Genomic DNA, 20,294 nt, shown 5'->3' on the forward strand with positions numbered 1-20,294 from the left:
AATGCGAGTACTGGGTATAGAAACGTCCTGCGATGAAACCGGAATTGCAGTGTATGACGATCAAACCGGTTTGTTGGCCAACCAATTATACAGCCAGGTGAAGCTGCACGCCGACTACGGCGGCGTAGTGCCGGAACTGGCCTCCCGCGATCACGTGCGCAAAACCGTGCCGCTGATTCAGGCGGCGCTGAAAGAGGCCAACCTGACCCCGGCCGATATCGACGGCGTGGCTTACACCGCCGGGCCGGGCCTGGTGGGGGCGCTGCTGGTCGGCGCTACCGTGGGGCGTGCGCTGGCGTTCGCCTGGAACGTGCCGGCGGTGCCGGTGCACCACATGGAAGGCCACCTGCTGGCGCCGATGCTGGAAGATAACCCGCCGGCGTTCCCGTTCGTCGCGCTGCTGGTCTCCGGCGGCCACACTCAGCTGATCAGCGTCACCGGCATCGGTGAATATGAACTGCTGGGCGAGTCGATCGACGATGCCGCCGGCGAAGCGTTCGACAAAACCGCCAAGCTGCTCGGCCTGGATTATCCCGGCGGGCCGATGCTGTCGAAGATGGCGCAGCAGGGCACGGCGGGGCGTTTTACCTTTCCGCGGCCGATGACCGATCGTCCGGGGTTGGACTTCAGCTTCTCCGGGCTGAAAACCTTTGCCGCCAACACCATTCGCTCCAACGGCAACGACGATCAGACGCGTGCCGACATCGCCCGCGCCTTCGAGGATGCGGTGGTGGATACGCTGGCGATAAAATGCAAACGCGCGTTGGATCAGACCGGCTTCAAACGCCTGGTGATGGCCGGTGGCGTGAGCGCCAACCGCACGCTGCGCGCCAAACTGGCGGAGATGATGCACAAGCGCGGCGGGGAAGTGTTCTATGCCCGCCCGGAATTTTGCACCGACAACGGCGCGATGATCGCCTATGCCGGCATGGTGCGCCTGAAGAGCGGCGCCAACCCGGCGCTGAGCGTTTCCGTGCGGCCGCGCTGGCCGCTGGCGGAACTGCCTGCGGTATAAAACAAAGGGCCGGATTATCCGGCCCTTCTGTTATTCTTCTCTCGGCTGGTCGCCGTTATCCGCGTCGTTTTTCTTCTTGCGGAACTTGCCCCAGATCTTGCCTTCCTGGCCGCGCCACAGGCGCTGAATATTGTCGTGATGCCGCATCAGGATCAGGCAGGAGAGCATCGCTACCGGGAAGGTGAACTGCGGTTTGAACCACCAGACGTAGAACGGGGCGATCAACGCGCTGACGATGGCGCCGAGCGAAGAGTAGCCGCTGAGCAGCACCGTCAACAGCCAGGTGCCGGTCATCAGGCCGGTCAGATCCCAGCCGATAGGCGCGATGGCGCCAAACGCCGTCGCCACGCCTTTACCGCCGCGGAAGTGGAAGAACACCGGATAGATGTGCCCCAGGCAGGCGGCGATCGCCGTCAGGCCGAGATACAGCGGCGGCACATCGAGTTTGTAGGCCAGCCAGACCGGCAGCATCCCTTTCAGAATATCGAACACCAGCACCGCCGCCGCCGCCAGCCGGCCGCCGATGCGCAGGACGTTGGTCGCCCCGGGGTTTCCTGAGCCATGTTCACGCGGATCCGGCAGCCTGGCGATCCGGCAAACCAGGATCGCGCTGGAAATCGAGCCGCACAGATACGCGAAGATAATCATGCCAAGCGCGGTAGCACTCATAACGCGGTTCCGTTTAATAATGGTCGTTTTACTCGCAACATCTATGGATAATACGCACATTCCGCTGGAAGTGGTATCCGGCAAGGCCAAAAACAGAGAATGACGTGATGGATATCGTATTTATTGAAGAGCTTACCGTAATTACCACCATTGGCGTTTATGAGTGGGAACAGGGCATTCGTCAGAAGCTGGTGTTCGATATCGAAATGGGCTGGGATAACCGGCCGGCCGCCGCCAGCGACGATGTAAATGACTGTCTGAGCTATGCCGATGTCAGCGACGCCGTGATCCAGCATGTTGAGTCGAACCGCTTCGCGCTGGTGGAGCGCGTAGCGGAGGAAATATCCGAAATTTTGCTTCAGCGCTTCAATTCCCCGTGGGTCCGTATTAAGGTCAGCAAACCGGGCGCTGTAGCACATGCCAATCGGGTCGGCGTGATCATTGAGCGCGGCACTCGTCCCGCATGATTTTATGTCATCTGCTTGCAACGAAAGACCGTTAAACTGGTCTTAATCCTGAGAATTGTTTTAGCGGCATTGTCTTTTAAGCACTGCCGCTTTTTTATGTGATGGCCGTTATTTTATGGGGTGAGCGAAGCACATGGCTGACATGCATTCACTGTTTATTGCGTTTGTTCTTGGGGTTGTCGAAGGGTTAACCGAATTTCTGCCGGTGTCTTCCACCGGGCATATGATTATCGTTGGCGAGTGGCTGGGTTTTACCGGCGACAAAGCCAAAACCTTTGAAGTCATCATCCAACTGGGGTCGATCCTGGCCGTGGTGGTGATGTTCTGGCGCCGGTTGTTCGGCCTGATCGGCATCCATTTCGGCGGCAAGCCAGTGGAGCACGAGGGCAAAACCAGCGGCCAACTGAAGCTGGGGCATATCCTGCTGGCGATGATCCCGGCGGTGGTGCTGGGTCTGGTATTCCACGATGTGATTAAATCGCTGTTCGCGCCGAAAAACGTGATGTACGCGTTGGTCGTCGGCGGCCTGCTGTTGCTGGCGGCGGAATGGCTGAAGCCGAAGAAACCGAGAGCGGAAGGGCTGGATGACATCACCTACCGCCAGGCGTTCATGATTGGCTGCTTCCAGTGCCTGGCGCTGTGGCCGGGCTTCTCCCGTTCGGGTTCCACTATCGCCGGCGGTATGCTGGTGGGCGTAAACCGTTATGCGGCGTCCGAGTTCTCCTTCATCCTGGCGGTGCCGATGATGATTGGCGCCAGCGGTCTGGATCTGTACAAGAGCCTGCACTTCTTGACCTGGAGCGATCTGCCGATGTTCGCCGTCGGTTTCGTTACTGCCTTCGTGGTGGCGCTGATTGCGATCAAGACCTTCCTGTCGCTGATCAAACGCATCTCGTTCGTGCCGTTCGCCATCTACCGCTTTATCGTGGCGGCCGTGGTTTACATGGTATTCCTGTAAGCACGATGGCAAGAAAAAACCCCGCTCTGCGGGGTTTTTTTATGCCTGATCGTTGAGGATGGTTTGGTTGAGCTTCCAGTCGGCCAGCGCCTGCTGGCGACGGCGTTTGAGCTCATCGCGGATCGCGGTGCCCTGCAGCCCGCTGGCTACCACCTCTTTAATCGATACCGCGTTCGCCACCTGATACGCCTGGCGCAGATAGTCGCCCTGCGGATAAGGATTCTCCTCAAAGCCGGTGCGGCCGCGCGCGTCCGCTTCGCTGGTCAGGATCATCTGCTCCAGCCTTTGGGGCTTGCGCCAGACGTCGATGGCGTCGAACAGCTTCAGCAGGGTCTCCGGCCGCAGCTTGTTCACGGTGTGGATCAAATCATGGTACTCGGCCACCAGCTTGCTCAGATCGCGCACCGGGTTGGGCACCCGCAGCCGCTGGCACAGCGCCTCGACCAGCCGTACGCCCGCCGGGCCGTGGCCGTGGTGATGCGGCCAGAACGCTTTCGGCGTCAACCCTTTGCCAAGATCGTGGCACAGCGTGGCGAAGCGCACGTCCACCTCCGGCGTGAGGCGGGCGGCCATCGCCAGCGCCATCAGCGTGTGTACGCCGGTGTCGATCTCCGGGTGCCACTTGGCGGGGGCCGGCACGCCGAACAGCGCGTCGATTTCCGGGAACAGCACCGCCAGCGCATCGCAGTCGCGCAGCACCTGAAAATAGACCTGCGGGCTCTGGCTTTGCAGCGCTTTTTCAGTTTCTTTCCAGACGCGTTCGGCGGTCAGCGCGGCCAGTTCACCGCTGTGCGCCATCCGGCGCATCAGGGCCAGCGTTTCGTCGGCGATGCGAAAACCCAGATGAGCGAAGCGAGCATTGAATCGCGCCACGCGCAGCACGCGCAGCGGATCTTCGCCGAACGCGTCGGAAACGTGGCGCAGCACGCGCGCCTGCAGATCGGCCACGCCGCCGTAAGGGTCAATCAGTTCCCCTTCGGCGGAACGGGCGATGGCGTTGATGGTCAGATCGCGCCGCAGCAGATCGTCTTCCAGCGTCACGTCCGGCGCGGCATAGCAGGTAAAACCGGTGTACCCTTGGCCGGATTTGCGCTCGGTGCGCGCCAGCGCATACTCCTCGTGGGTATCGGGATTGAGGAACACCGGAAAATCTTTGCCGACCTGCTGGTAGCCCAACGCCAGCAACTCCGCCGGCGTGGCGCCCACCACCACCCAATCATGATCGACCACCGGAATGTTGAGCAGGCTGTCGCGAACGGCACCGCCGACCAGATAAATCTGCACTGTTGACTCCTGAATATCGTGTAAGGCCCTGTCTATCAGATTACATGAATTGGCCGCGGGATGTCGGCGCCAATGAAAAAGGCGCCCGCAGGCGCCCATACTCAAACTGAACGATACTGAAATCAGTTCATCCAGCGATTGTTGTTCTTGCGACGCGGGATCAGGTGCGGCAACAGCAGGCCCAACAGCAAACCGACGCCGGCAACGCCGCCGCCGTACATGAACCACTGCAGGATAATGGTGCGCTGCTTGTCGTCGAGCTGCAGGTTAACGGCGTTGACCTTCTTCTGCGCGACCACCAGCTGGTTTTTCAGATCCTGGTTTTCCTTCTGCAGGCTGCTGATGGTGCTGTCGCTGCCCGCGACTTTTTCCTGCATTTCCGAGGTACGCTGGTTCCAGGTGTTATCGATGTTGGCCAGTTTGTCGGTCAGGGTTTTCACCTGCTGTTCCAGCTCCGGCACGCGGGTGCGCAGGCTTGGCGTCTGGCTGAGCTGATCGAGCGGGATCCAGGTGGTGCGGCCTTTCGGATCGCGGATCTGGCCGTAATTGGTGCTGTCGTTGACGCTCAGCAGGGTCACTTCTTCACCGGCGTTCAGAGTGCCGACAATACGGTACTGATTACCTGGGCCGCTATGGACGTAAGTGCTTAACTCATCGGAGATATAGCGTTTATCTTCGGCATGTGCGGCCCAAGTGATGCTGAAGCTCAGCGCGGCAAGGAAAATCAGGCGTAATTTCTGCATTAGTTCATCGTTTCTGGGTGAATTTATGGAACGATAGTAGAGGGTTCAGTCTGACGACGCAACGCCAAAACCGGAATGAGAACTATCTTACTGTGGCTGATTCTGTGAGTTGCGCAGCGTTTTATAACGTAACAGGTTTTTTCTACAGTTAGCAGGGTTAAGGCGCTGGGAATCGCGGTAAGATAATGACAACTGTGCGTCAGTGGGCAGCATACGGCGGGCCGAGCGCGCCGCGCTGAAACCGACGCGAATGCGTAACTTATTGGTGTTAAAGAATTATGACCGTTGAAATTGAACTGAAATTCATCGCCGCGCCGCAAGCGGTGGCCGCTCTGCCACACTGGCTCGCCGCCTGGCCGCATCAGCATTCCGCGCCGCAAAAGCTGACCAACATTTACTTCGAAACGGCCGACAACTTCCTGCGCCGTCACGACATGGGGCTGCGCATTCGCGGTTTCGACGATCGCTTTGAGATGACCATCAAAACCGCCGGTAAAGTGGTGGGCGGCCTGCACCAGCGCCCGGAATACAATGTCGCTATCGCCGAGCCGCAGCTGGCGTTGGCGCAGTTCCCTGCCGACATCTGGCCGCAGGATTGCGATATCGCGGCGCTGCAGCAGGCGTTGCAACCGCTGTTCCGTACTGATTTCGTGCGTGAGAAGTGGGTGGTTACTTACGGCCAAAGCGAGATAGAGATTGGCTTGGATCAGGGTGAGGTGCGCGCCGGTGATCTCAGCGAAGCCCTGAGTGAGATAGAACTGGAGTTGCTGAAAGGCAATACCGCCGATCTGCTGGCGTTGGCCGGTGAGCTGGCGGCGCACGACGGGCTGCGTCAGGGCAGCCTGAGCAAGGCGGCGCGCGGTTACCACCTGGCGCAGGGCAATCCGCCGCGTGAGGTGCGTCCGCTGCGGGTGCTGAAGCCGGCGGCGAAGGCGACCGTAGAGCAGGGGATGATCGCCGCCTTCGAGCTGGCGCTCAGCCACTGGCAGTACCATGAAGAGCTGTGGCTGCGCGGCGACGCGCAGGCGCGCGCTTCGGTGATTGAGGCGGTCGGAACGATCCGCCAGGCGCTGGTGATCTTCGGCGGCCTGGTGCCGCGCAAGGCCAGCGCCGATCTGCGCGCCCGCCTGACCGAGCTCGAACCGCTGTTGGCGGACAAAACCGCGCAACCAGAGACCCTGTGCTACAGCGCGGTCTACCTGCAATGTAAGTTGGCGCTCACATCATGGCTGGTGAGCGGCGCCTGGCGGCCGTTTATCGACGCCAAAGCGCAGGCCAAGCTGGATGGTTCTTTCAAACGCTTCAGCGACATCATGCTGGGGCGCAGCGGCGCAGAGCTGAAAGAGGCCTTCAGCCGTACGCTGAACGAAGATGAATATCAGGAACAATTGCCGCGCCTGACGCGTCAGATTTCGGCGCTGGTCCTGCTGTCGGGCGCTTATCCCGACGAGCAGACCGGGCCTTATATCGAGGCCTGGCGCGAGCTGCAGGCGGCGCTGAGCGAGCGCCGTCAGGGCTGGTATGAAGCCAGCCGCAAACAGGCCTTATCGCATGCGCCATTCTGGTTAAACGGCGCGCTTCGTTAATCCAGCCGGCCCGCCAGCCGTGGGCCGCAGAACGGGTCATACACTATGTCGCCACTTTCAGCCGCGTTACAGGCTCAGGCACAGCAGATTGTGCAGCGTTTTCAGGAAGTTCACGGCGCGGACTGCGCCTTTAGCGAGCAGGAACAGTGGGTGCTGGCGTCGAGCGATTTCGTCAGCGACGCGCTGCTCGCTCAGCCTGCCTGGCTGGCGACGCTGCGCGAACAGCCGCCGGCGCCCGGCGAGTGGCAGCACTATGCCGCCTGGCTGCAGGACGAGCTGGAAGAGGTGCGCGACGAGGCGCAGCTGATGCGCACGCTGCGTCTGTTTCGCCGTGAAACGCTGGTACGCATTGCCTGGGCGCAGGCTCAGGGGCTGTGTTCGACCGAAGAAACGCTGCTGCAGCTGAGCGGACTGGCGGAAACGTTGATCGTCAGCGCGCGCGACTGGCTGTACCAAACCTGCTGCCGCGAATGGGGCACGCCGTGCAACGCCGCCGGCGAGCCGCAGCCGCTGTTGATCCTCGGCATGGGCAAGTTGGGCGGCGGCGAGTTGAATTTCTCGTCGGATATCGATCTGATCTTCGCCTACCCGGAGAACGGCCAGACCCAGGGCGGACGGCGCGAGCTGGACAATGCCCAGTTTTTCACCCGCCTCGGCCAGCGGTTGATCAAGGCGCTGGATCAGCAAACCATCGACGGCTTCGTCTATCGCGTGGACATGCGGCTGCGGCCGTTCGGCGACAGCGGCCCGTTGGTGATGAGCTTCGCGGCGCTGGAAGATTATTATCAGGAGCAGGGGCGCGATTGGGAGCGCTATGCGATGGTGAAGGCGCGCCTGATGGGCGGGGCGGAAGACGCCTATAGCCAGGAGCTGCGCAAAACCCTGCGGCCGTTCGTGTTCCGCCGCTACATCGATTTCAGCGTCATCCAATCTTTGCGCAACATGAAGGGCATGATCGCCCGTGAAGTGCGGCGGCGCGGTCTGAAGGACAACATCAAGCTGGGCGCCGGCGGCATTCGAGAAATCGAATTCATCACTCAGGTATTCCAGCTGATCCGCGGCGGCCGCGAGCCGGCGCTGCAGGGGCGTTCGCTGCTGCCGACGCTGCAGGCGGTGGGCGAGCTGGGGCTGTTGGAGGCCGAGCAGGTGCGGGCGCTGAGCGCCGCCTACCTGTTCCTGCGGCGGCTGGAGAACCTGCTGCAGGCGATCGGCGATCAGCAAACCCAGACGCTGCCGCAGGAGGCGCTCGATCAGGCCCGGTTGGCCTACGGCATGGGATTGGCGGATTGGCCGGCGCTGATGGTGGCGCTGGACGCGCACATGCAGGCGGTGCGCGCGGTGTTCGACGACCTGATCGGCGACGATAGCCCGGATGTCGGTGAAGATCCCGACTACCAGCACTACCACAGCCTGTGGCAGGACGCGCTGGAGGAGAACGAGCTGGCGCCGCTGACGCCGCACCTCGACGAAGAGGCGCGTCGACAGATGCTGCGCACCATCGCCGATTTCCGCCACGACGTCGACAAACGCACCATCGGCCCGCGCGGCCGCGACGTGCTCGATCAGCTGATGCCGCGCCTGCTGGCGGAGGTGTGCCCGCGGCAGGACGCGCCGACCGCGCTGGTGCGGCTGGCGCAGCTGCTGCTCAGCATCGTCACCCGCACCACCTACCTCGAGCTGCTGGTGGAGTATCACGCGGCGCTCAGTCATCTGATCCGCCTGTGCGCCGCGTCGCCGATGGTCGCCAACCAGCTGTCGCGTTACCCGCTGTTGCTGGACGAACTGCTGGATCCGGCCACGCTGTATCAGCCGGTGGCGCTGGACGCCTACCGCAGCGAGCTGCGGCAATATCTGCTGCGGGTGCCGGAAGACGACGAAGAGCAAAAGCTGGAGGCGCTGCGTCAGTTCAAACAGGCGCAGCAGCTGCGCATCGCCGCTGCGGATATCGCCGGCGCGCTGCCGGTGATGAAAGTGAGCGATCACCTGACTTATCTGGCTGAGGCGATCATCGACGCGGTGGTGCAGCAGGCCTGGATCGACATGGTGGCGCGCTACGGCCAGCCCACCCATTTGCAGGAGCGTGAGGGGCGCGGCTTTGCGGTGATCGGCTACGGCAAACTGGGCGGTTGGGAGCTGGGTTACAGTTCCGACCTCGATCTGGTGTTCCTGCTGGATTGCCCGCCGGAGGTGATGACCGACGGCGATCGCTGCATCGACGGCCGCCAGTTCTACCTGCGGCTGGCGCAGCGGGTGATGCATCTGTTCAGCACCCGCACCTCTTCCGGCATTCTGTATGAGGTGGACGCGCGGCTGCGGCCTTCCGGCGCCGCGGGGATGCTGGTCAGCACCGTCGAGGCGTTCGCCGACTACCAGCAAAATGAAGCCTGGACCTGGGAACATCAGGCCCTGGTGCGCGCGCGTATCGTGCATGGCGACCCGGCGCTGCATCAGCAGTTCGACGCGATCCGGCGCGAGATCCTGTGCAAAACGCGCGATCCGGAGACCCTGAAGCGCGAAGTGCGCGAGATGCGCGAAAAGATGCGCAACCATCTCGGTAACAAGCAGCGCGATCTGTTTGATATCAAAGCTGATGAGGGCGGCATTACCGACATCGAATTTATCGCCCAATATCTGGTCTTACGCTATGCGCCGGGTGAACCGCGCCTGACGCGTTGGTCGGACAATGTGCGCATCTTCGAGCTGATGGCCAATTACGACATCATGCCGGAAGAGGAGGCGCGCGCGCTGACCCAGGCTTATGTCACCATGCGCGACGAGATCCACCACCTGGCGCTGCAGGAGCATTCCGGCAAGGTCGACAGCGAGCTGTTTGCCGCCGAGCGCGAGCAGGTGCGCGCCAGCTGGGCCAAATGGCTGGATTGATACCTTTTTGCGGGTATTCCGGCGGTCTGTGGTAATATCTGCGCCACTAAAATTTTGTTCTTTTTTGGAGTTATCGGATGAAAGTTACGCTGCCTGATTTTCGCCGCGCCGGTGTGCTGGTGGTCGGTGACGTCATGTTGGATCGCTATTGGTATGGGCCGACCAGCCGCATTTCACCGGAAGCCCCGGTGCCGGTGGTCAAGGTCGATACCATCGAAGAGCGTCCCGGCGGCGCGGCTAACGTGGCGATGAACATCGCTTCGCTGGGCGCTACTTCCCGCCTGGTGGGCCTGACCGGCATCGACGATGCGGCGCGGGCGCTGAGCGCCAAACTGAATGAAGTCAACGTGCGCTGCGACTTCGTCTCGGTGCCGACCCATCCGACCATCACCAAGCTGCGCGTGCTGTCGCGCAACCAGCAGCTGATCCGTCTCGACTTCGAAGAAGGCTTCTCCAACGTCGATCCGCAGCCGATGCTGGAGCGCATTCAGCAGGCGTTGCCGCAGATCGGCGCGCTGGTGCTGTCCGATTACGCCAAGGGGGCGCTCAGCCAGGTGCAGGGCATGATCCAGCTGGCGCGCGCCGCCAAGGTGCCGGTGCTGATCGATCCGAAAGGCTCCGATTTCGAGCGCTATCGCGGCGCGACGCTGCTGACGCCGAACCTGTCCGAGTTCGAAGCGGTGGTGGGCCACTGTAAGGATGAGGCGGAACTGGTGGAACGCGGCATGAAGCTGGTGGCGGATTTCGAGCTGTCGGCGCTGCTGGTTACCCGCTCCGAACACGGCATGACGCTGCTGCAGCCTGGCGTTGAGCCGCTGCACTTGCCGACTCAGGCGCAGGAAGTGTTTGATGTGACCGGCGCCGGCGACACCGTGATCGGCGTATTGGCCGCCTCGCTGGCCGCCGGCAACTCGCTGGAAGAGTCCTGCTTCCTTGCTAACGCCGCCGCCGGCGTGGTGGTGGGTAAGCTCGGTACGTCTACCGTGTCGCCCATCGAGCTGGAAAACGCGGTGCGCGGCCGCGCCGAAACCGGCTTTGGCGTGATGACCGAAGCGCAGTTGAAAAACGCCGTGGCGCAGGCGCGTCAGCGCGGCGAGAAAGTGGTGATGACCAACGGCATCTTCGACATTCTGCATGCCGGCCACGTCTCTTATCTGGCCAACGCCCGCAAGCTGGGCGATCGCCTGATCGTTGCGGTGAACAGCGATGCGTCGACCAAACGCCTGAAAGGGGAAAAACGCCCGGTCAACGCGCTGGAGAACCGCATGATCGTGCTGGGCGCGCTGGAAGCGGTGGATTGGGTGGTGCCGTTCGAGGAGGACACGCCGCAGCGCTTGATCGCCGACATCTTGCCGGATCTGCTGGTCAAAGGCGGCGATTACAAGCCGGAAGAGATTGCCGGCAGTGCGGAGGTGTGGGCCAACGGCGGCGATGTCAAAGTGCTGAACTTTGAAGACGGCCTGTCGACCACCAACATCATCAAAGCGATCAAAGACGGGCGCGGCTAACGCCGGGCGACGTAAAGTACAAGGGCGCGCGGTGCGCGCCCTTGGCGGGAATTATTCGTCTTCCTGCTTGGCGGCCGGCGCCGCGCTCAGCTTGCTTTCCAGCTCGGCCATGCGCTGCTCCAACAGCGCCAGCTTCTCGCGGGTGCGCAACAGCACCTGAGTCTGCACGTCGAACTCTTCGCGGTTAACCAAATCCAGACGGGTCAGCTGCGACTGCAGCACCTGACGGATTTTTTTCTCAACGTCTTCCCCGAATTCACGAACGCCTTTAGGCATGGACTCATGAACCTGGCGTGCGATTTGTTCGATTTTTTTCGGGTCAATCATGGCGTATCCCTTTCAGAGTTTAATAGCTGCCGCTTAGTGTAATGCGAGTTGCCCGTCGGATAAACCATTAAGCGCATTCGCCGTACGTGGCCGAATTGTGCTTTTGCCAATTGCCCTGCCTACCCATTAGCGTTATAGTCATCTTGCTTATTCTCAGGGCGGGGTGAAAGTCCCCACCGGCGGTAAATCACCTTCTACGGTGAAAGCCCGCGAGCGCTCAGCCAGCCTGTAAAGGCCGGTTAGAGGTCAGCAGATCCGGTGTAATTCCGGGGCCGACGGTTATAGTCCGGATGGGAGAGAGTAACGGTATCTGCCGGGCATGCGCCCGCTTGCGTTATTTTTTTAGCTATTGCTAGCTACTCCTCAAGATCGCCCTGGTTCTGGTAATCCATAATTTTTAATGAGGTTTTTTACCATGAATCAGACGCTACTTTCAGACTTCGGCACGCCAACAGAACGCGTTGAACGCGCGATCGACGCACTGCGCAACGGGCGCGGCGTAATGGTGCTCGATGATGAAAACCGTGAAAACGAAGGTGACATGATCTTCGCCGCGGAAACCATGACCGTTGAGCAGATGGCGCTGACCATTCGCCACGGCAGCGGTATCGTGTGCTTGTGCATCACCGAAGAACGCCGTCAGCAGCTTGAGCTGCCGATGATGGTGACCAATAACTCCAGCCAGTTCCAGACCGCCTTCACCGTGACCATCGAAGCGGCGCAGGGCGTGACCACCGGGGTTTCCGCTTCCGATCGCCTGACCACCATCCGTGCGGCGGTGGCAGACAGCGCCAAGCCGAGCGACCTGAACCGCCCGGGCCACGTGTTCCCGCTGCGCGCGCAGCCGGGCGGTGTGTTGAGCCGTCGCGGCCACACCGAAGCGACCATCGATCTGGTTTCCATGGCCGGTTTCAAACCAGCCGGCGTGCTGTGTGAACTGACCAACGACGATGGCAGCATGGCGCACGCGCCTGAAGTGATCACCTTCGCCAAACAGCACGACATGGTGGTGCTGACCATCGAAGATCTGGTGGCCTACCGCCAGGCGCACGAGAAAAAAGCCAGCTGATAGCCGGCCGCTTTCAACGATAAAAAAAGCCGCGTAAAGCGGCTTTTTTTGTGGCTACCGTTTTGACAGGTGTTCGCCGATGCGGCTGGCGTAATTCATCACGTGGAAGGTGTAGTTCTCCTCCACCGTGCCCTGGAACAGATGCGCCCAGGGGCCGATGGCGTAGATGCCGAGATCTTCCCCGCCGTGCGTCTCGCTGTTCAGCGGCACCAGCGCCGGCTGAATAAAGTCGGGCGCGGTGGTTTGCTCCATGGTCAATGCCGGGCGCTCGGTCAGCGGGATCGCGCCGCCGGGGCCATTGGCGAAACCGAGGGTGGTGTAGGGCTTGCCGTCGCTGCCCAGCCGAGGTTTGCCGTCGACGCCGACGGAAATGCCGAGGATAGGATTGCCGCGCTTGGCATAGCCGGCGATGGTCAGCGTGTGGCTGTGATCGCCGGTCACTATCACCAGCGTGTCGTCCAGATCGACCTTATCGACGATGGTTTTCACCGCTTCGTTCAGGGCGACCGCGTCGCTCAGCGTGCGGTAGGCGTTGCCGTTATGGCTGCCGTGATCGACGCGCCCACCCTCCACCAACAGCAGATAACCCTCAGGATTCCTGGACAGAATATCGATGGCCTTGCCGGCCATTTCCGCCAGTGAGGGTTCTCCCGCCGCGTCTTGTCGCCGGTCGTGCTCGAAGTTCATGTGCGACGGCTCGAACAGAGCCAGCAGATGGTCGACGTTGCCCGGTTCGATTTTGTTGAACTGCGCCTGATTCCAGACGTATTGTCCGCGCTCGCCGTAGCGTTGCAGCCAGGCCTGCGTCAGGTCGCGGCCGTCCTTTCTGGCACCTTTCTTGCCGGGGTATTCCGGATCGCTCACGCTGTCGGGCAGGAAGTTGGCGCGCCCGCCGCCCATCGCTACGTTCAGGCCGTTGCCGTACTTCATTTCCACCAACTGGCGCGCGATGTCGCGGCAGCCTGCGGCCAGGGCATTTGCCGGCATTTTGGCGTCAGACTCCCAGTCGCGATTGGCGATATGGGCATAGGTGGCGCCCGGAGTGGCGTGGGTAATGGTGGCGGTCGTCACGGCGCCGGTGGACATGCCGAGCGTTGCGGCCATCTCCCACAGTGTGGTGACGGCCTTGGTTTGCTGATCCTCGCAGTTGTTGAGGGTAGCCGTATGATCGAGACCCATCAGATCGTTGATGGTTTTGACGCCGGTGGTCATCGCCACCGCGCTGGGCGCAGAGTCGGTGATTTGGGCGTCGGCGGAGTAGGTTTTGGCCGCCGCCAGATAGGGGAAGGCCTCCCAGGCCAACACGTTGGATTCGCCGTCCACGCCGCGCTGCTGCCCTTCAAAAATGCGGGCGGCGGTCACGGTGGAAAACCCCATGCCGTCACCGACGACCAGAATGACGTTTTTGGCGCGGTTGGTGTTTGGGGTTTGTTTCAGTCGCTGTTGCAGCTGAGTTTGCGCCTGAAGGAAGTAAGGATCTTCGCGCTGCGTCAGTTGCGCGTTGTCCGCCGCGCCGGTGGTTGCCGTCCAGCCGGCGAGTAAGAACATGGAAAGCGCCAGGCGGGTTGCCAGTGTGAGTCTGAACATGAATTCCTCCTTGGTGAGACGTAATTCCCATCGCGCGACGGCGTTGCCTGCTCCCGTCGGCAGAGGAGGAGTGTATAGATTTTGTTAACAAAAAATACATAAATTGTTCACAAATTGGATCTGTGTGGCAGTAATGTCATGGTATTCACTGATCTTATTATTTTATTGAAATATATGATTTTTTTATCTTTCTGTTGACCGGCGTATTTCTCTACTTTTAATTCAAATTTATTGAATATCTTCATCACGGTTATCCGGCTGTGTTGCTGCGGCAAAGCGCGTAATGTAACGCCATAGCACAATTTGAACTAAGGATCCCTCTATGAACACCTCTCGTATGCCGGCACTGTTTCTTGGCCACGGTAGCCCGATGAACGTGCTGGAAGACAACCGTTACACCCGGGCATGGCGTGCGTTGGGTGAGTCATTGCCGCGCCCGAAGGCGATCGTGGCGGTTTCCGCGCATTGGTATACCCGCGGCACTGCGGTCACCGCGATGGAAAAACCCAAAACCATTCACGACTTTGGCGGGTTCCCGCAGGCGCTGTTTGATACCCGTTATCCGGCGCCAGGCTCTCCCGCGCTGGCCGCGCAGCTGCAGCACATTCTGGCGCCAGTGCCGGTAACGGCGGATCTCGGCGAGTGGGGGTTGGATCACGGCACCTGGGGCGTATTGATCAAGATGTATCCCAATGCCGATATCCCGGTGGTGCAGCTCAGCGTCGACGGCACGCAGCCGGCGGCTTACCACTATGAGCTGGGCCGCAAACTCGCGGCGCTGCGGGATGAGGGCGTGATGATCGTCGCCAGCGGCAACGTGGTGCACAACCTGCGCATGGTGAAATGGCAGGGCGACACCAGCGCCTACCCATGGGCGGAATCGTTCAATAACTTTGTCCGGGATAACCTGCGTTATCGGGGCGATAATCACCCGCTGGTGGATTTCATGCGCCATGAGGGCGCGGCGTTGTCGAATCCGACGCCGGAACACTATCTGCCGTTGCTGTATGTGCTTGGCGGTTGGGATGGAAAAGAGACCATCAGCGTGCCGATCGACGGTATCGAAATGGGGGCGCTGAGCATGCTGTCGGTACAGGTGGGGTAAAGAAAGAACGCCAGTCAGAGACTGGCGTTTTTGCTTTCAGCGGGGCGATCAGCCGAGAATAGTGTGCGGATAGAAGCGCGACAGATCCTGCGTGATCAGTTCGCGATCTTCGCGCAGGCCGATGCCGCAGGGTTGATCGTTCACCAGCCAGCTGCCGATCAGCGTGTAGCTGTCTTCGAACTTCGGCAGCGGATGGAACTGCTGCACGATCATGCCTTCTTCACCGTACGGCCCATCGACGCGCGCCACTTCCTGACCGTTTTCGACGATCTGGATATTGGCGCCTTCCCGCGAGAACAGCGGTTTGGTGACGTAATGATCCATCGGCGGATGATCGTCTTGCGCGAAATAAGCCGGCAGCAGGTTAGGGTGGTTCGGGAACATTTCCCACAGCAGCGGCAGCAGCGCCTTGTTGGAGATGATGCTCTTCCAGGCCGGCTCCAGCCAACGCACACCGGCGTCTTCCAGCTTGGTGGAGAACATCTCGCGCAGCATGAATTCCCACGGGTAGAGCTTGAACAGGTTACCGATCACCTGATCCTGCAGATCGGTGAACTGGCCTTTCTCGCCAAGGCCAATCTCTTCCATGAACAGGAATTCGGTCGGCAGACCGGCTTCCTGCGCGCAGTCCTGCAGATATTGCACCGTGCCGCGATCTTCTTCGCTGTCCTGGCAGCACGCCAGGTGCAGCAGGCCGAAGCCGTGGTGCGCTTTCAGCTCGCCGAAACGCTCGATCAGCTTCTCCTGCAGGCTGTTGTACTGATCCGATTGCGGATCCAGCTTGCCGGCATTGATCTGGTCTTCCAGCCACAGCCACTGGAAGAAGGCCGCTTCATACAGCGAGGTCGGCGTATCGGCGTTGTTCTCCAGCAGCTTCGGCGGGTTGACGCCGTCGTAGGCCAGATCGAGACGCGAATACAGCGACGGCTGGTTGGTGCGCCAGGAGCTGCGCACGAACTCCCTGGTGTGTTTCGGGATGCAGAACTTGGCCATCAGCTCGTCGCTGCCGACCACTTTTTCCACCACTTGCAGGCACATCTGATGCAGCTCGGCGGTGGCGCTTTCGATCTCTTCAATCTGCGCCAGCGTGAACTGGTAATAGGCGTCTTCACACCAGTACGGCTCGCCGTACATGGTGTGGAAACGAAAACCGAACTCGGTCGCTTTTTCACGCCAGTCCGGGCGCTCGGTAATAGCAATACGTTTCATGCATCAACCGCCCATGCTGCGAGAGCCGGAGTTGGAAGTGGCGCTGCTGCGCTGCATGCTGGTCTGCTTGGCCACGGTCTCGCCGAAACCACCGCGGGTCACGGTATTGGTGACCGCAGGCTTCGGCGCCATGGCGGTTTTCGGCACCGTCATGGTGCGGCCGCCGGCGGTGGCCGGGCCGTAGCTCTTGCCGCTGGCGTCGACAAACTTGCCGTTCGCCGGGCTGGCGGCGTTCTTGGAGGTGAACAGCGGCTGCTGCGCGAAGCCGGAACCGCCCATCAGGCGGCCCATCATATAGCCCGCCATCAGCGGCATCCAGAAGCTGCCGCTGCTTTGTGATTCCGCCGCCATACCGGCCTGTGCCGGAGCCTGGGTACACTGCGCTTCGCCGAACTCGGCGACGCAGTCTTCGCGAGTGGCGTATTTCGGCGCGGTTTTCGCGGCTTCTTTCAGGGCATTGTTGTAGGCGGTGGTGCACTGCTCGCTCATCGAAGGATTGGCGCGCGAACAGTCATCGGCATTCTGATACAGGGAGACCGTTTCATCGCTCTTCTCGCAGCCGGCCAGCATAAAGACGGCGCTGATCGCCAAAGCCACGGGCGCGACACGGTAGCTGCGCCAGGATTTGCGGAACGTCTCTTGGTTGATGTTTTTTGTCCGTTTCATCGTTATCAATCCCATCATGCGGGCTGTTTTCGCCCTTTCCCAGTAGTGGCGCTAAGGATAGGGGAAACATGGTCAAAATTAAAGCTGAAACGCCCGCAGAATCGACTCTTTACGCAGTTATACGTTGGGGTGTGCGCCAGTTCGCTTTCGCGGCGAAAAAACGCGCGTTGGCGTTTCATCATGAAACGTTGTCGCTATGATGATGTTCCATAATGGAACAAAAATCGCGTGGCTCGCCAGGTGGGCGGCAGGCGCTCATAGTCGAAGCACAACAACAAGCCGGCGGCGAAGTCGGCGCGTCATCACCTGATATCTGAACGTACCATCGCCAACTCCCTACAAGGATCCGGTTATGTTGAGAATCATCCAGTCACCAGGCAAATACATTCAGGGCGCCAATGCGCTGGCCGCCGTCGGCGAATACGCCAAATCCCTCGCCGACCATTATTTCGTGATCGCCGACGACTTCGTGATGCAGCTGGCGGGCGACACCCTGATGGGTAGCCTGCGGCAGCACGGCGTGAAACATCATGCGGCCCGCTTCAACGGCGAGTGCTGCCGTAAAGAGATAGACCGGCTTGGCTGCGAGCTGCAGACCCATGGCTGCCGCGGGGTGATCGGCGTCGGCGGCGGCAAAACGCTCGACACCGCCAAGGCCGTCGCCCACTACCAACGGCTGCCGGTGGTGCTCATTCCCACCATCGCCTCCACCGATGCGCCGACCAGCGCGCTGTCGGTTATCTACACCGAACAGGGCGAATTCGCCGAATACCTGATCTACCCGCGCAACCCGGACATGGTGGTGATGGACAGCGCCATCATCGCCAACGCGCCGGTGCGCCTGCTGGTGGCCGGCATGGGCGACGCGCTCTCCACCTATTTCGAAGCGCAGGCCTGTTTCGACGCCCAGGCCACCAGCATGGCCGGCGGCAAATCGACGCTGGCGGCGCTCAGTCTGGCGCGGCTGTGCTACGACACGCTGCTGGCCGAAGGGGTGAAGGCCAAGCTGGCGGTCGAGGCCGGCGTGGTGACGGAAGCGGTGGAACGCATCATTGAGGCCAATACGTATCTGAGCGGCATCGGCTTCGAGAGCAGCGGGCTGGCGGCGGCGCACGCCATTCACAACGGTTTCACCGTGCTGGAGGAGTGTCACCACCTGTATCACGGCGAGAAAGTGGCGTTCGGCACCCTGGCGCAACTGATGCTGCAGAACAGCCCGATGGCGCAGATTGAAACCGTGCTGGCGTTTTGTCATGACATCGGCCTGCCGATCACGTTGGCGCAGATGGGCGTCACCGGCGATGCGGCGGCGAAGATGATGGCGGTGGCCGAGGCCAGCTGTGCCGCGGGTGAAACCATTCACAACATGCCGTTCAAGGTCACCCCTGCGGGCGTGCAGGCGGCGATCCTGACGGCGGATAGGCTGGGCGCCGCCTGGTTGCAGCGTCATTGATACCGTTGGGGCGCGGTGCGCCGCGCCCCTGTTCTTACAGAGGAAACCATCGTGAAAAAACTGATTAATCAGGTCGAGTCGGTGTTGGAGGAGCAATTGCAGGGGCTGGCGGAGGCCCATCCCGAGCTGCTGGTGCACGCGGATCCGGTGTTCGTGACCCGCGCCGACGCGCCGGTGGCGGGCAAGGTGGCGATCTTGTCCGGCGGCGGCAGCGGCCATGAGCCGATGCACTGCGGCTTCGTCGGTGAAGGGATGCTCGACGGCGCCTGTCCGGGCGAGATTTTCACCTCGCCGACGCCGGATAAAATGTACGAGTGCGGTCAGGCGATCGACGGCGGCGCCGGGGTGCTGCTGCTGATCAAGAACTACACCGGCGACGTGCTCAACTTCGAAACCGCCACCGAGCTGCTGCACGACAGCGGCGTCGCGGTGGCGACGGTGCTGGTGGATGACGACGTGGCGGTCAAAGACAGCCTGTTTACCGCCGGGCGGCGCGGGGTGGCCAACACCGTGCTGATGGAGAAACTGCTGGGCGCCGCCGCGGCGCGCGGCGACGATCTGGACAGCGTGGTGACGCTGGGGCATCGCATCAACAACCACGGGCATTCAATCGGCATCGCACTGGGCGCCTGTACCGTGCCGGCCGCCGGCAAGCCGTCGTTCACCCTGGCGGAGAACGAAATGGAGTTCGGCGTCGGCATTCACGGCGAGCCGGGCATTGCGCGCCGCCCGTTCACCACGCTCAACGCGGCGGTGGACGACATGTTCCATACGTTGATCGACCACGGCCACTATCAGCGCGCGATCCGCGTCTGGGATCGTCAGCAGGGCGAGTGGCGCGACGAGATGCAGACCAAGCAGCCGCTGACGCGCGGCGATCGGGTGATCGCGCTGGTCAACAATCTGGGCGCCACGCCATTGTCTGAGTTGTATGGCGTGTACCATCGGCTGGCGGAGCGCTGCGCCGAGGCGGGCATCATCATTGAACGCAACCTGGTGGGTTCTTATTGCACCTCGCTGGATATGCAGGGGGTGTCCATCACGTTGTTGAACGTGGACGACGAGCTGTTGTCCTTGTGGGATGCGCCGGTGAAAACGCCTGCGCTGCGTTGGGGTTGCTGAGGAGGAATCATGGCGTTGACCAAACAACAGGTTGTCGATTGGCTGATGCGTTGCGGCGAGGTGTTCAGCCGGGAGCGCGATTTTCTGACCCAGCTGGACACCGAGATCGGCGATGCCGACCACGGTTTGAACATGAATCGCGGTTTCAACAAGGTGGTGGAAAAGCTGCCGTCGGTGGCGGACAAGGATATCGGCTTTATCCTGAAAAACACCGGCATGACGCTGCTGTCGAGCGTGGGTGGCGCCAGCGGTCCGCTGTTCGGCACCTTCTTCATCCGCGCGGCGCAGGCGGCGAACGCCAAGCAGAGCCTGGATCTGGCGGAGCTGCATCAGGTGATGCAGGAAGGGGTGGAAGGCGTGGTGATGCGCGGCAAGGCGGAGCCGGGCGACAAGACCATGTGCGACGTCTGGTGGCCGGTGGTGGACAGTCTCGGCCAGTCCGCGCAGCAGAACCTGAGCGTGGCGGAGGCGCTGCAGCGCGCCGCCGACAGCGCCGAGCGGGCGGTGGAGAGCACCATCACCATGCAGGCGCGCAAAGGGCGGGCCAGTTACCTGGGCGAGCGCAGCATCGGCCACCAGGATCCCGGCGCCACTTCGGTGATGTTGATGATGAAAACGCTGGCCGAGGTCGCCGGCAGTTAGC

At 61.3% G+C, this 20,294-nt stretch carries 18 protein-coding genes and 1 riboswitch; of the genes, 11 read left to right on the forward strand and 7 right to left on the reverse strand.

The genetic code is table 11. From position 1 onward, the window contains the following. Nucleotide 1 precedes the first annotated feature (1 nt). Nucleotides 2-1,015: a tRNA (adenosine(37)-N6)-threonylcarbamoyltransferase complex transferase subunit TsaD gene (gene tsaD / locus ACMGGK_RS02320; protein WP_048325519.1), complete on the forward strand. Its 1,014-nt coding sequence runs from the start codon at nucleotides 2-4 to the stop codon at nucleotides 1,013-1,015. 30 nt (nucleotides 1,016-1,045) lie between these two features. Here tsaD and plsY read toward each other — a convergent pair whose 3' ends face one another. Next, a complete protein-coding gene (gene plsY / locus ACMGGK_RS02325; protein WP_004937201.1) occupies nucleotides 1,046-1,684 on the reverse strand; it encodes a glycerol-3-phosphate 1-O-acyltransferase PlsY in 639 nt (212 codons plus the stop codon). Nucleotides 1,685-1,791: 107 nt separating this feature from the next. Between plsY and folB the strand changes: the two genes are divergently transcribed. Both folB and bacA read left to right on the forward strand, forming a co-directional pair. Beyond that, entirely contained in the window at nucleotides 1,792-2,151 is a 360-nt protein-coding gene (folB, locus tag ACMGGK_RS02330; protein WP_015379095.1) for a bifunctional dihydroneopterin aldolase/7,8-dihydroneopterin epimerase, read from the forward strand. A 133-nt stretch (nucleotides 2,152-2,284) separates the two neighbouring features. Then, nucleotides 2,285-3,109, forward strand: a complete 825-nt coding sequence (gene bacA, locus ACMGGK_RS02335; protein WP_016930155.1) for an undecaprenyl-diphosphate phosphatase — start codon at nucleotides 2,285-2,287, stop codon at nucleotides 3,107-3,109. A 39-nt stretch (nucleotides 3,110-3,148) separates the two neighbouring features. On the opposite strand, the gene ACMGGK_RS02340 is transcribed toward bacA, so the two are convergent. Together ACMGGK_RS02340 and ACMGGK_RS02345 are read right to left on the reverse strand one after the other, a co-directional pair. Next, the gene (locus ACMGGK_RS02340) at nucleotides 3,149-4,393 is read right to left on the reverse strand and encodes a multifunctional CCA addition/repair protein (protein WP_049299879.1); all 1,245 of its coding nucleotides are present in this window, start codon (nucleotides 4,391-4,393) and stop codon (nucleotides 3,149-3,151) included. Nucleotides 4,394-4,515: 122 nt separating this feature from the next. After that, the gene (locus ACMGGK_RS02345) at nucleotides 4,516-5,136 is read right to left on the reverse strand and encodes a TIGR04211 family SH3 domain-containing protein (protein WP_016930153.1); all 621 of its coding nucleotides are present in this window, start codon (nucleotides 5,134-5,136) and stop codon (nucleotides 4,516-4,518) included. A 278-nt stretch (nucleotides 5,137-5,414) separates the two neighbouring features. Here ACMGGK_RS02345 and ACMGGK_RS02350 point away from each other — a divergent pair, with 278 nt between their 5' ends. From ACMGGK_RS02350 to hldE, 3 genes are all read left to right on the forward strand, one after another. Beyond that, nucleotides 5,415-6,722 (forward strand): inorganic triphosphatase, encoded by a 1,308-nt coding sequence (locus tag ACMGGK_RS02350; RefSeq protein WP_033639359.1) that lies wholly within the window; start codon nucleotides 5,415-5,417, stop codon nucleotides 6,720-6,722. 45 nt (nucleotides 6,723-6,767) lie between these two features. Beyond that, nucleotides 6,768-9,605: a bifunctional [glutamate--ammonia ligase]-adenylyl-L-tyrosine phosphorylase/[glutamate--ammonia-ligase] adenylyltransferase gene (gene glnE / locus ACMGGK_RS02355; RefSeq protein WP_420276651.1), complete on the forward strand. Its 2,838-nt coding sequence runs from the start codon at nucleotides 6,768-6,770 to the stop codon at nucleotides 9,603-9,605. Between the two features lie 77 nt (nucleotides 9,606-9,682). Then, nucleotides 9,683-11,113 carry a bifunctional D-glycero-beta-D-manno-heptose-7-phosphate kinase/D-glycero-beta-D-manno-heptose 1-phosphate adenylyltransferase HldE gene (gene hldE, locus ACMGGK_RS02360; RefSeq protein ID WP_004937214.1) on the forward strand — a complete coding sequence of 477 codons (1,431 nt, stop codon included), beginning with the start codon at nucleotides 9,683-9,685 and terminating at the stop codon, nucleotides 11,111-11,113. Nucleotides 11,114-11,164: 51 nt separating this feature from the next. Here hldE and ubiK read toward each other — a convergent pair whose 3' ends face one another. Further along, the gene (gene ubiK / locus ACMGGK_RS02365; RefSeq protein ID WP_004937216.1) at nucleotides 11,165-11,440 is read right to left on the reverse strand and encodes a ubiquinone biosynthesis accessory factor UbiK; all 276 of its coding nucleotides are present in this window, start codon (nucleotides 11,438-11,440) and stop codon (nucleotides 11,165-11,167) included. Between the two features lie 145 nt (nucleotides 11,441-11,585). Further along, a riboswitch (FMN riboswitch) is annotated at nucleotides 11,586-11,746 on the forward strand. A 109-nt stretch (nucleotides 11,747-11,855) separates the two neighbouring features. Here ubiK and ribB point away from each other — a divergent pair. Next, complete coding sequence (ribB, locus tag ACMGGK_RS02370) at nucleotides 11,856-12,509, forward strand: 3,4-dihydroxy-2-butanone-4-phosphate synthase (RefSeq protein WP_004937218.1); 654 nt, start codon at nucleotides 11,856-11,858, stop codon at nucleotides 12,507-12,509. Nucleotides 12,510-12,563: 54 nt separating this feature from the next. Here the strand turns inward: ribB and ACMGGK_RS02375 are convergent, their stop codons facing one another. Then, complete coding sequence (locus tag ACMGGK_RS02375) at nucleotides 12,564-14,096, reverse strand: alkaline phosphatase (protein WP_151254420.1); 1,533 nt, start codon at nucleotides 14,094-14,096, stop codon at nucleotides 12,564-12,566. Between the two features lie 322 nt (nucleotides 14,097-14,418). Between ACMGGK_RS02375 and ygiD the strand changes: the two genes are divergently transcribed. Then, nucleotides 14,419-15,201, forward strand: coding sequence for a 4,5-DOPA dioxygenase extradiol (gene ygiD, locus ACMGGK_RS02380; RefSeq protein ID WP_028127592.1), 783 nt, complete (start codon nucleotides 14,419-14,421; stop codon nucleotides 15,199-15,201). Nucleotides 15,202-15,249: 48 nt separating this feature from the next. Here ygiD and ACMGGK_RS02385 read toward each other — a convergent pair whose 3' ends face one another. Further along, on the reverse strand, nucleotides 15,250-16,410 hold the full coding sequence (locus ACMGGK_RS02385) for a glutathionylspermidine synthase family protein (RefSeq protein ID WP_420276652.1): 1,161 nt from the start codon (nucleotides 16,408-16,410) through the stop codon (nucleotides 15,250-15,252). 3 nt (nucleotides 16,411-16,413) lie between these two features. After that, nucleotides 16,414-17,076, reverse strand: a complete 663-nt coding sequence (locus ACMGGK_RS02390; protein WP_004937226.1) for a DUF1190 family protein — start codon at nucleotides 17,074-17,076, stop codon at nucleotides 16,414-16,416. Nucleotides 17,077-17,428: 352 nt separating this feature from the next. Between ACMGGK_RS02390 and ACMGGK_RS02395 the strand changes: the two genes are divergently transcribed. Genes ACMGGK_RS02395 through dhaL form a run of 3 tightly spaced genes read left to right on the forward strand, consistent with a single transcriptional unit; the run spans nucleotide 17,429 to nucleotide 20,293 of the window. Next, nucleotides 17,429-18,529, forward strand: coding sequence for a glycerol dehydrogenase (locus ACMGGK_RS02395; protein WP_016930147.1), 1,101 nt, complete (start codon nucleotides 17,429-17,431; stop codon nucleotides 18,527-18,529). A gap of 51 nt (nucleotides 18,530-18,580) precedes the next feature. Next, nucleotides 18,581-19,651 carry a dihydroxyacetone kinase subunit DhaK gene (gene dhaK / locus ACMGGK_RS02400; RefSeq protein ID WP_015379086.1) on the forward strand — a complete coding sequence of 357 codons (1,071 nt, stop codon included), beginning with the start codon at nucleotides 18,581-18,583 and terminating at the stop codon, nucleotides 19,649-19,651. Nucleotides 19,652-19,660: 9 nt separating this feature from the next. After that, nucleotides 19,661-20,293, forward strand: a complete 633-nt coding sequence (gene dhaL / locus ACMGGK_RS02405) for a dihydroxyacetone kinase subunit DhaL (RefSeq protein ID WP_016930145.1) — start codon at nucleotides 19,661-19,663, stop codon at nucleotides 20,291-20,293. Nucleotide 20,294: the final 1 nt, after the last annotated feature.

It is taken from the genome of Serratia sp. BNK-33-b, from assembly GCF_048684565.1.
GTDB lineage: Bacteria > Pseudomonadota > Gammaproteobacteria > Enterobacterales > Enterobacteriaceae > Serratia > Serratia marcescens.

Coding starts and splice junctions, on each gene's coding strand:
- tsaD (WP_048325519.1), top strand. CDS start 2: ATGCGAGTACTGGGTATAGAAACGTCCTGCGATGAAACCGGAATTGCA.
- plsY (WP_004937201.1), bottom strand. CDS start 1,684: ATGAGTGCTACCGCGCTTGGCATGATTATCTTCGCGTATCTGTGCGGC.
- folB (WP_015379095.1), top strand. CDS start 1,792: ATGGATATCGTATTTATTGAAGAGCTTACCGTAATTACCACCATTGGC.
- bacA (WP_016930155.1), top strand. CDS start 2,285: ATGGCTGACATGCATTCACTGTTTATTGCGTTTGTTCTTGGGGTTGTC.
- ACMGGK_RS02345 (WP_016930153.1), bottom strand. CDS start 5,136: ATGCAGAAATTACGCCTGATTTTCCTTGCCGCGCTGAGCTTCAGCATC.
- ACMGGK_RS02350 (WP_033639359.1), top strand. CDS start 5,415: ATGACCGTTGAAATTGAACTGAAATTCATCGCCGCGCCGCAAGCGGTG.
- glnE (WP_420276651.1), top strand. CDS start 6,768: ATGTCGCCACTTTCAGCCGCGTTACAGGCTCAGGCACAGCAGATTGTG.
- hldE (WP_004937214.1), top strand. CDS start 9,683: ATGAAAGTTACGCTGCCTGATTTTCGCCGCGCCGGTGTGCTGGTGGTC.
- ubiK (WP_004937216.1), bottom strand. CDS start 11,440: ATGATTGACCCGAAAAAAATCGAACAAATCGCACGCCAGGTTCATGAG.
- ribB (WP_004937218.1), top strand. CDS start 11,856: ATGAATCAGACGCTACTTTCAGACTTCGGCACGCCAACAGAACGCGTT.
- ACMGGK_RS02375 (WP_151254420.1), bottom strand. CDS start 14,096: ATGTTCAGACTCACACTGGCAACCCGCCTGGCGCTTTCCATGTTCTTA.
- ygiD (WP_028127592.1), top strand. CDS start 14,419: ATGAACACCTCTCGTATGCCGGCACTGTTTCTTGGCCACGGTAGCCCG.
- ACMGGK_RS02385 (WP_420276652.1), bottom strand. CDS start 16,410: ATGAAACGTATTGCTATTACCGAGCGCCCGGACTGGCGTGAAAAAGCG.
- ACMGGK_RS02390 (WP_004937226.1), bottom strand. CDS start 17,076: ATGAAACGGACAAAAAACATCAACCAAGAGACGTTCCGCAAATCCTGG.
- ACMGGK_RS02395 (WP_016930147.1), top strand. CDS start 17,429: ATGTTGAGAATCATCCAGTCACCAGGCAAATACATTCAGGGCGCCAAT.
- dhaL (WP_016930145.1), top strand. CDS start 19,661: ATGGCGTTGACCAAACAACAGGTTGTCGATTGGCTGATGCGTTGCGGC.